This window comes from Nostoc sp. (assembly GCF_036919595.1).
In the GTDB taxonomy this organism is placed as follows: Bacteria; Cyanobacteriota; Cyanobacteriia; order Cyanobacteriales; family Nostocaceae; genus Nostoc.
The window spans coordinates 95,343-105,091 of record NZ_JBALCO010000063.1; the positions used below are offsets into that span (position 1 = coordinate 95,343).

Sequence of the window (9,749 nt, forward strand, 5' to 3'; positions counted from 1 at the left end):
TACAGAGGCATCGCACCTTTACTGCTATTCACTTGTTTGAAGCTTATTCCTGTGTATTCACTGAATTTACTAGGCAACTTTATCTTGCCTATTTTTAGTTTACGTGTAATTTCTCAACCGTATTCATTAATAAATATGTTATACAATGATTAGGGAATTTTGTATAGAGGTTAACCATGATTACAGCAGAGGATTAATATTATAAAAAGTAAGATTTTTTTTGAGATTTAAATTTAAAAATTAGCTAGACTTCTTAAAGTATTTTACAAACAATGTTTTTCATAATTAATTCTTATGTCGCAAAATCAAATTGAGAGTATGGTAGGGCAAAAAGTAGAATTAGATGATTACATTGGAAAATTTTTAAATAATCGCTATTTAATCATAGATTTAATTGGTAAAGGGGGGATGGGTAAAGTTTATTTAGCAGAAGATACTGCTAAAGGTGGTATGGCGGTCGCAGTCAAAATTTTATCACTCAGTTTGGTGAACCAGCAAATGTCCCAACGCTTTGCCAGAGAGATTTTTATTGGCGCTCAATTGGGTCGCAAAAGTAAACATATTGTTCGTATTTTAACTTATGGCGTTACTGAGGATAAGACTCCCTTTTATGTAATGGAATACCTGCAAGGAAAAAATCTCAAACAAATTCTCAAAATTCAGCCCTTAACAATATCAAAGTTTTTAGAGATTTGTAATCAAATTTGTTTAGGTTTACAATGTGCCCATGAAGGTATCAGCCTCAAAGGAGAAATTTATCCCATTGTTCACAGGGATATTAAACCAGAAAATATATTCATCAGTGAAGATAGTAAGCAAGGAGAAATTGTTAAAATACTAGATTTTGGTATTGCCAAATTTTTAACAGAACGAAGTGGGATGACCCTGACAGATTCTTTTATTGGCAGTTTGCCTTACTGTTCTCCAGAACATATGGAAGGACGCAAATTGCTAGATGTCCGCTCTGATATTTACAGTTTGGGAGTACTAATGTTTGAGATGCTGACAGGAAAACATCCATTTCAGACAAAAAGTAACTCCTTTGGTACTTGGTATCAAGCGCATCGCTTTCAAATGCCACCTACAGTTGAAGAAGTGAATCCACAAGTAAAAATACCGCAGGTATTAGAAAAATTACTGATGAGTTGTTTAGCGAAAGAAATAAGCGATCGCCCTCAAAATATTAACCAAATATTAGAAGATTTAGGAAAGGTTAACATTCAACTTAATGATGTTATTCCTAACAAAAGTACTGAGATTATTAACCTTTCGTCTCCAGTTCAATTAGTACCTGCAACTTTATTATCAGAAAAAGATTGTTTGCAGAAAAGTTGGCCTAAAAATAAACCAATTGCATCAATTGGTTTTCCCCATTTACTACATACTCATCAAAGACTTATACCAACTTTTTGGTCAATGTTGCCCAAACAAGAGATTACAAAATACTTGGATAAAATACATGGTACTGAATTTATTAGTAAAAGGAATGTATACCCGATGCTATTATGGGTAACAGTACTATACAATGCCCAACCTTCAATGACTAAGTGGCTACCTTATTTTCTGGATTTGAAAGATAATAAAGGGGAGAATATAGCACGTAGTTTAGCAGAAGTAGGCTACTATCACTTACTATTTTTTGCCTTAGAAGATCCAAATCGGTGCTCTCATGTAACGACTTTAAAGCTTACGGCTAATCAGCGCCAGCAACTTGTAGATTGCTTAGATATGAGTCAACAATCAAATGAATTAATTTTGCCTAATGAAGCTAAAAATCTATTAAAAATAGATTATGAAAAGCTAAAATTAGATATTTTACAAAAGTTAACTTTACATCAAAAAACTGAGAAAGAAAGTTTAAAAAATTGGATGACTAAATTTTTGGAGACTTTTTTTAAACTTTTATCACGTCCTTGAAAGTCTGCTATCAAAATCAAAATGCTTACCACCATTACCCAATGAGATTCTTATGTGTGTACTGCTAACTTTAAATCGACTCAGCAGCAGAGGTGAACAAAGTGAATCAAAGCCGATTTACATCTCCAAGTAGTACGGGCTTGCTTGCCAATCGTTATCAACTTAAGCAATTAATTGGTAGCGGTGGCATGGGCGAAGTTTTTTTAGCAAATGATATTTTGTTAGGAGGTATACCAGTTGCTGTCAAGTTTTTGAATAAAACTGTTGTCGATACCAAGATGCAACAAGACTTTGTTCGTGAAGCTTTAATGAGTGCAGCTTTGAGTCAAAAGAGCTTACATATAGTGCGGGCGTATGATTATGGCGTGAATGAGCAAGGAAAACCATACTACGTCATGGAATATCTATGTGGAAAGAGTTTAAAGGATTTAATTCCGCTGTCTTTGTCCATGTTTTTGACTCTCTCCCGCCAAATTTGTTTGGGCTTACAGTGCGCCCATCAAGGCATTAACATTGACGGCAAAATTTGTCCATTAGTTCATAGAGATATCAAGCCTGCCAATATATTAGTTATTCCTGATCCGATATTGGGTCAGTTAGTTAAAATTCTCGATTTCGGGATTGCTAGATTTTTAAATTATGCATCAACAGCTAGTACAAGCAGTGGATTTAATGGCACTTTACCCTACTGTTCTCCAGAACAGTTAGATGGGGAAAAATTAGATAGTCGCTCTGATATTTATAGCCTAGGTGTGATGATGTTTGAAATGCTCACAGGCAAAAAACCCTGGCAACCAGAAACTGATTACTTTGGTGCTTGGTATAAAGCACATCAGTTTGAAGAACCAAAAGCGATCACAGATGTTAAACCCACTCTTAAATTACCTCAGAAATTAAATTATTTAATCATGGCTTGTCTTGCTAAAAAAGCAAGCGATCGCCCACAAAATATCGCTCAAATTCTGCAAGTATTAAACAGTTTAGAACAGCCCGATAGTCCCAGTTTCCCAACAACATTAGCCTCTAGTTCCATTCTTAACTGTCCTTTAGATTCGGGATTACCAATCACAGTAAAACAAAGCTGTCAGCAACTTTTCTGGCCTGAAAATAAACCAATTCAAGAAATTGTTTTTTCCCAGCTTCTAGACACTGCACAAGGATCTATGACAGCGTTATGGCTGATGTTGCCTAAACAAGAAATCAAAAACTATGCGGTTTCTACCCGTTATAATCAATTTATCTTCATAACATCCCCTCACCCAATGCTGTTGTGGGTGAGTATACTCTACAATCGGCAATTAGCTCCTAAGTGGCTACCCTGCTACCTAGATATGCAAAATCCTCAAAATCTTAAGGTGGTAAGTTTCCTGGCTGAAAATGAACACTATCCTTTGATTTTCTTTACTGTAGAAGCACCACATTCCTGCACCAACGTTCTCAGCAGTCGCATCGAGCCAACTCAGCGGCAAATGTTGAAAACCTGGGTGCAACAAAGTCATAGTCTACCACCCGCTTCTCAACCCCAGTTGAGCAAACAGCTATTAAAGCAGCAGTATAAACAAATGCAATCCCGGATATTACAACATCTGGAATCAGAGCCACAGGTTGTATTATCAGGTTCTATTTAAGGAAAAAGTTCTCCCAAGCAGTGAGCGCCCGCAAGGTAGACGGGGCAAAAATAATTCCTAACTCCAAAACACTTGACAAGTAGAAAATAAATAGCGATAATAGCAAAGTTGCCAAACAAGGGACTGTAGTTCAATTGGTTAGAGCACCGCCCTGTCACGGCGGAAGTTGCGGGTTCGAGCCCCGTCAGTCCCGTTATAAAGTTATCAGTAGTGAATCTTGAGTAATATTAGGAATTGGGCATTTGTTATTCACTAGTTCCTAAGCTAGCATTTCCTAAACTACAAATTTTAGATTTTAGATTTTAGATTTTTTGGTTCATGCCCCCATCCCCCGCTCCTCGTGGGCGGAACAAATCCAAAATTCTCAATTTAAAAGTCGGCTTGCCCCATACCCTTGTGGTCGGGGTCAATCCAAAAGACGCTCGATGACTCGCTAACGCTACGCTATCGTCAATCCAAAATCAAAAATTGATTGACTCAGGATTCAGGGTTTAAATATAAGGTACATTCATCAAGCTTTGCGAAAGAGAGAATTAACTGTGACTGTCAGAGTCCGAATTGCGCCGAGTCCAACTGGAAATTTACATATTGGTACAGCTAGAACGGCTGTATTTAACTGGCTATTTGCCCGCCACCACGGTGGGAAATTTATACTGCGAATAGAAGACACAGACCTAGAGCGATCGCGTCCCGAATACACTGACAATGTTCTTGAAGGACTGCGCTGGCTAGGACTTAACTGGGATGAAGGACCATTTTTTCAATCCCAACGCCTGGATCTCTACAAAGAAGCAGTACAAAAACTGCTAGATCAAGGATTAGCCTACCGCTGCTACACCACTTCCGAAGAATTAGAGGCTTTAAGAGAAGCCCAAAAAGCTAGAGGCGAAGCTCCTCGCTATGACAACCGTCACCGCAACCTCACGCCAGAACAACGCGCCGCATTTGAAGCAGAAGGTCGCTCCTCTGTGATTCGGTTCAAAATAGAAGATGGGCAAGAAATTGTCTGGAATGACCTAGTAAGGGGAAATATGTCTTGGCGAGGTAGCGATTTAGGTGGTGATATGGTCATCGCCCGCGCCTCAGAAGAAGGTAGTGGTCAACCTTTATACAACTTTGCAGTTGTAGTAGATGACATCGACATGCAAATCACCTATGTCATTCGGGGAGAAGACCACATCGCCAACACCGCCAAGCAAATTTTACTGTATGAAGCAATGGGTGCAAAAATCCCAGAGTTTGCCCACACGCCACTGATTTTAAATTTGGAAGGGCGCAAGCTTTCTAAGCGAGATGGTGTTACTTCCATTTCTGACTTTCAGCAAATGGGCTTTACTGCTGAAGGCTTGGTGAATTACATGACATTGCTGGGTTGGTCGCCACCAGACTCGACGCAAGAAATATTTACCTTAGAAGCAGCAGCCAAGGAGTTTGGCTTTGAGCGTGTAAATAAAGCAGGTGCAAAGTTTGACTGGGCAAAACTCGATTGGTTGAACAGTCAGTATATCCACCATATGCCAGTAGATAAACTCACAGATTTACTCATACCCTATTGGCAAGCGGCTGGGTATAAATTTGATGGTGGAAGACAACGCCCCTGGTTAGAACAGCTAGTAACTTTAATTAGCCAAAGCTTGACTCGTTTAGTAGATGCAGTAGCTCAAAGCCAACTGTTTTTTAGCGACACAGTTGAATTTAGTGACGAAGCCAGTACACAACTCAAGCAAGAAGGTTCTACTGCTGTGCTTGAGGGGATTGTCACAGCTTTAGAAAATCAGCCGCAACTATCGGAAGCCGTCGCCCAGGACATCATTAAACAAGTGGTGAAAGAGCAAAAAGTCAAAAAAGGCTTGGTAATGCGATCGCTCAGAGCAGCCTTAACTGGAGATGTTCATGGCCCCGATTTGATCCAATCTTGGTTACTACTAAGTCAGATTGGTTTAGATAAGTCGCGCTTGAGTAGGGCAATAACAGAAGCTAATTAGCGATTATTTCCAGATTTTATATTTAGATTTTAGGGGCGCACAAACGTGCGCCCCTATCCATAAGGTAGAGCAACTATCCAAACAAGAAATTATTGACTAATTACTAATGAATTATCCCCAATTTTAAATCTAAAATAGGTAGTCAATTCTCCTCAGGTTGGGAACTTGGTGTGTAAAATTAATGTCCTTAAAAACACTTAGAAGCGAACGTAATTACAATGCTGACAAAAGTGCTTAACAGAGGGATGAGATTATCGTTGATGATAGTTACGCTCTTGATTACATTGACAGCTAATACTGTGACTGATGCTCAGGAAGCGCCAACGATATTTGAAGATGTCACCATTAGCCCCCAGTTTTCGCCAGACCCCCTGACAGTTCGCGGAATGAGTGGTGGTTCAATATCTGGGAGTCAAGTAGCCGCCAGAAGCGAAACAGCGACTGGCCCTTGTACTGGATTTGTTGATGAAACACCAGACCACACATTAGTGCTAACAAGTAAATTTGACTACCTAAAGCTGCAAGTGCAAAGTCCTGAGGACACCACCTTGATTATCAAGGGACCCGGTGGTACTTGGTGTAATGATGATGTTGACGGTAAAAATGCTGGCATTGTTGGTGAATGGTTGGCTGGAAATTACCAAATTTGGGTTGGTTCCTACGAAAAAGGTAAGTATCTTCCTTACACTCTACAAATTACAGAAGTTAAGTAGGTAAAGTCCTTGATTGAAGAGACATACCAGAGACGAGAAAATTTATTGGCGTCTCTCCCTTGTTGGCGCTTCCTTTTCTCGTGCGATATTGTATTAAAATTAAGTTAACTTTGATTAAGATTCTTGTTGGCATCGCCATAATGCCCTGATTGCTTTATGGGAGTGCATATAAGAGATCAAATTAAACAAAATGGATTTATAGACATCCGTTTAACAGCTTAAAGTGACAAAGTGATCAACATTCGGTTGCTAAGGCTGATGACTTGTATAGGTATCTAGAGGCAAATTAACATGAAATTCTCTTGGAAAGTCCTAGTACTCTGGACATTGCCGGCTTTGGTAATTGGCTTTTTCTTCTGGCAAGGGGCCTTTGCAGGCGCTCCTGCTGACATGAGTAAGAATGCAGCCAATACTCGCATGACCTATGGTCGCTTTCTAGAATACTTGGACGGCGATCGCGTCAGCAGTGTGGATCTGTACGAAGGCGGTAGGACAGCAATTATAGAAGCCCGCGATCCAGACATCGAAAATCGTGTCCAAAGGTGGCGGGTGGATTTGCCTGTTAACGCTCCTGAGTTAATTAGCAAGCTCAAAGAAAAAGCGATTAGTTTTGATGCCCACCCCATGCGGAATGATGGCGCAATTTGGGGATTGTTAGGCAATCTCGTGTTTCCAGTTTTATTGATTACCGGGCTGTTCTTTTTGTTCCGGCGTTCTAGCAACCTCCCCGGCGGGCCAGGTCAAGCGATGAACTTCGGCAAATCCAAAGCGCGTTTCCAAATGGAGGCGAAAACCGGGGTTAAATTTGACGACGTAGCCGGGATCGAAGAAGCTAAAGAAGAACTGCAAGAAGTTGTTACCTTCCTCAAGCAGCCAGAAAGATTTACCGCTGTAGGCGCACGGATTCCCAAGGGAGTCCTGTTAGTTGGGCCTCCTGGAACTGGTAAAACTTTACTAGCAAAAGCGATCGCTGGTGAAGCAGGCGTACCATTCTTCAGTATTTCTGGTTCGGAATTCGTGGAAATGTTCGTCGGTGTCGGTGCATCCCGTGTCCGCGATTTGTTCAAGAAAGCTAAAGACAACGCCCCCTGTATCATCTTCATCGATGAAATCGACGCCGTTGGACGCCAACGGGGTGCTGGTATCGGTGGCGGTAACGACGAGAGAGAGCAAACTCTCAACCAATTGCTCACCGAAATGGACGGGTTTGAAGGTAATACAGGCATCATTATTATTGCTGCCACCAACCGTCCCGACGTACTAGACTCAGCCTTGTTGCGTCCCGGTCGCTTTGACCGACAAGTAACAGTCGATGCACCTGATATCAAAGGGCGTTTGGAAATCTTGCAAGTCCATGCGCGAAACAAGAAACTAGACACTACCGTATCTTTGGATGCGATCGCTCGCCGCACTCCTGGATTCACTGGTGCTGACTTAGCCAACTTACTCAACGAAGCGGCAATTCTCACTGCTAGAAGACGTAAAGAAGCTATCACCCTCCGCGAAATTGATGATGCGGTAGATCGGGTAGTCGCTGGGATGGAAGGCACTCCTTTGGTAGACAGCAAGAGCAAGCGCTTGATTGCATACCACGAAATTGGACACGCCTTAGTTGGGACTTTGTTAAAAGACCATGACCCAGTGCAGAAAGTTACCTTGATTCCAAGAGGACAAGCGCAAGGTTTGACTTGGTTTACTCCCAACGAAGAACAGGGATTAATTTCTCGTTCTCAATTGAGAGCAAGGATTACTGGCGCTTTGGGCGGTCGCGCTGCTGAAGAGGTGATTTTTGGCGCTGCTGAAGTCACAACTGGCGCTGGTGGAGACTTGCAGCAGTTATCGGGAATGGCGCGGCAGATGGTGACTCGTTTCGGGATGTCCGACTTAGGACCATTGTCGTTAGAAAGCCAGCAGGGTGAAGTGTTCTTGGGTCGTGACTGGACAACCCGATCTGAATATTCCGAATCCATCGCCTCTCGCATTGATGGACAAGTGCGAGCGATCGTGGAAGAATGTTACGAAAACTCGAAGAAGATTATACGAGACCATCGCACTGTCACCGATCGCTTAGTCGATTTGCTCATCGAAAAAGAAACCATTGACGGCGAAGAATTCCGCCAGATTGTCGCTGAGTACGCTGAAGTACCTGAGAAGCAGCAGTACGTACCACAACTGTAGTAGATGAATCTTTTCTAGGCTAATGTCTGGGAATGGCAAATAGAAATCAAATGAGGATGGTATGTGCCATCCTCATTTTTTTAGCTCTACCGTAAATTTTATGCAAAAAATCAATGAACAGTTATACAAGTATGATCCTATAAATACTGGCTCCTAGCTGGGATTTAGCGCCCAAGCGTAACTACAAACATCGCATCAATTATGTAAATAAACTCTATTCTTCTTAAAAGGAATCATCATCCTCTAATTGATCATAATATTCTATATAAATATTTACCCCTTCTTATTTGCAGAAAATGAATAGCAAAGCTAAATTGTTGACTTTTGGGATGGTAATACTTGCTCTTTCTTCTCTAACTGTCGGCACAGTTGTAGCACAAGCAAAACTGACAAATCAATCGAAATTGTTTATCAATGGTATCGGACAAGTACGAGTTGGGATGACTGTTTCCCAAGCGGCAAAGGCTGCTGCTACTAAGCTAATGGGTGATCCACCGAATAACAGTTGCTACTACGTTAAGCCACAAAACGAACCCAAAAATCTTTTTTTTATGGTTACAAAAGGTCGTATTTCTAGAGTAGATGTGCGGCAGAATACCCAGATTACTACCCTCAAAGGTGCAAAAATTGGCGACACCGAAGCGCAAATCAAGTCTCTCTACCCAGGACAAATTAAAGTCACACCTCATAAATACGTCCAAGGCGGACACTACTTAACATTTATCCCGAAAGACCGTGCTAATCAGAACTATCGTGTGGTATTCGAGACTGACGGGAAGCGTGTCACTCAGTTTTGGTCAGGTAAACTGCCAGAAGTTGAATTTGTTGAAGGCTGTTCTTGATCTGAGATATCATCAAACTTACTTCCTTAACTTCCGCAGCTTGCGTTGGCTATGCCCGCCGTACCCCTACTGGAATCTTGCTACGCAAAACGTCTGGTAGAGTTGGCATTGCTGCACTTTACTCCCAAGATGCTCCAATGCCGTACAGCACCTTTAATCTTAGCAAAGTAAAAACCGACTTTAAATTAATCTTTGTTGAAAATCAAGATTTATTTGGGGATGTACAGACCGTTTCTCCTAGTGAATATTTAAATTTGATTTTCTCTGAGCATCTACCATTAGTAACAGCAATAAATACAGAAAAAGCTCGTTATGAACTAATTATTATGCCTGTTTTAATTGAAGTTAAACGCTTTTTTCAATACCAAATTAGCATATTTTCTGGTTCAGAGTTTAATAGACCTCTTGCAAAATAAGTTTTATGTTATGGTGGGGGTTTGGAATTTTGAGACAGCTAAACTTAACTCGTAGTTGTAAATTGCTGCG

The 9,749-nt window shown here is 41.0% G+C and carries 7 protein-coding genes and 1 tRNA gene; all 8 read left to right on the forward strand.

Going from position 1 to position 9,749, the window contains the following annotated elements; genetic code table 11:
* Nucleotides 1–294 precede the first annotated feature (294 nt).
* The 8 genes from V7K21_RS08220 (at nucleotide 295) to V7K21_RS08255 (ending at nucleotide 9,679) form a co-directional block, all read left to right on the forward strand.
* Complete coding sequence (locus tag V7K21_RS08220) at nucleotides 295–1,917, forward strand: serine/threonine protein kinase (RefSeq protein ID WP_335173187.1); 1,623 nt, start codon at nucleotides 295–297, stop codon at nucleotides 1,915–1,917.
* Between the two features lie 101 nt (nucleotides 1,918–2,018).
* Nucleotides 2,019–3,545: a serine/threonine protein kinase gene (locus V7K21_RS08225; RefSeq protein ID WP_335173189.1), complete on the forward strand. Its 1,527-nt coding sequence runs from the start codon at nucleotides 2,019–2,021 to the stop codon at nucleotides 3,543–3,545.
* Nucleotides 3,546–3,664: 119 nt separating this feature from the next.
* A tRNA-Asp gene (locus tag V7K21_RS08230) sits at nucleotides 3,665–3,738 on the forward strand.
* Nucleotides 3,739–4,084: 346 nt separating this feature from the next.
* Entirely contained in the window at nucleotides 4,085–5,530 is a 1,446-nt protein-coding gene (gene gltX, locus V7K21_RS08235; protein WP_335173191.1) for a glutamate--tRNA ligase, read from the forward strand.
* 218 nt (nucleotides 5,531–5,748) lie between these two features.
* On the forward strand, nucleotides 5,749–6,243 hold the full coding sequence (locus V7K21_RS08240) for a hypothetical protein (protein WP_335173193.1): 495 nt from the start codon (nucleotides 5,749–5,751) through the stop codon (nucleotides 6,241–6,243).
* Nucleotides 6,244–6,534: 291 nt separating this feature from the next.
* Nucleotides 6,535–8,421, forward strand: coding sequence for an ATP-dependent zinc metalloprotease FtsH2 (gene ftsH2 / locus V7K21_RS08245; protein WP_335173195.1), 1,887 nt, complete (start codon nucleotides 6,535–6,537; stop codon nucleotides 8,419–8,421).
* Between the two features lie 296 nt (nucleotides 8,422–8,717).
* Entirely contained in the window at nucleotides 8,718–9,263 is a 546-nt protein-coding gene (locus V7K21_RS08250; RefSeq protein WP_335173197.1) for a hypothetical protein, read from the forward strand.
* Between the two features lie 77 nt (nucleotides 9,264–9,340).
* Complete coding sequence (locus tag V7K21_RS08255; protein ID WP_335173199.1) at nucleotides 9,341–9,679, forward strand: hypothetical protein; 339 nt, start codon at nucleotides 9,341–9,343, stop codon at nucleotides 9,677–9,679.
* The last annotated feature ends 70 nt before the right edge of the window (nucleotides 9,680–9,749 follow it).

Excerpts from the sequence above, each read along its gene's own strand:
- V7K21_RS08220 (WP_335173187.1), top strand. The coding sequence starts at position 295 with ATGTCGCAAAATCAAATTGAGAGTATGGTAGGGCAAAAAGTAGAATTA.
- V7K21_RS08240 (WP_335173193.1), top strand. The coding sequence starts at position 5,749 with ATGCTGACAAAAGTGCTTAACAGAGGGATGAGATTATCGTTGATGATA.
- ftsH2 (WP_335173195.1), top strand. The coding sequence starts at position 6,535 with ATGAAATTCTCTTGGAAAGTCCTAGTACTCTGGACATTGCCGGCTTTG.
- V7K21_RS08250 (WP_335173197.1), top strand. The coding sequence starts at position 8,718 with ATGAATAGCAAAGCTAAATTGTTGACTTTTGGGATGGTAATACTTGCT.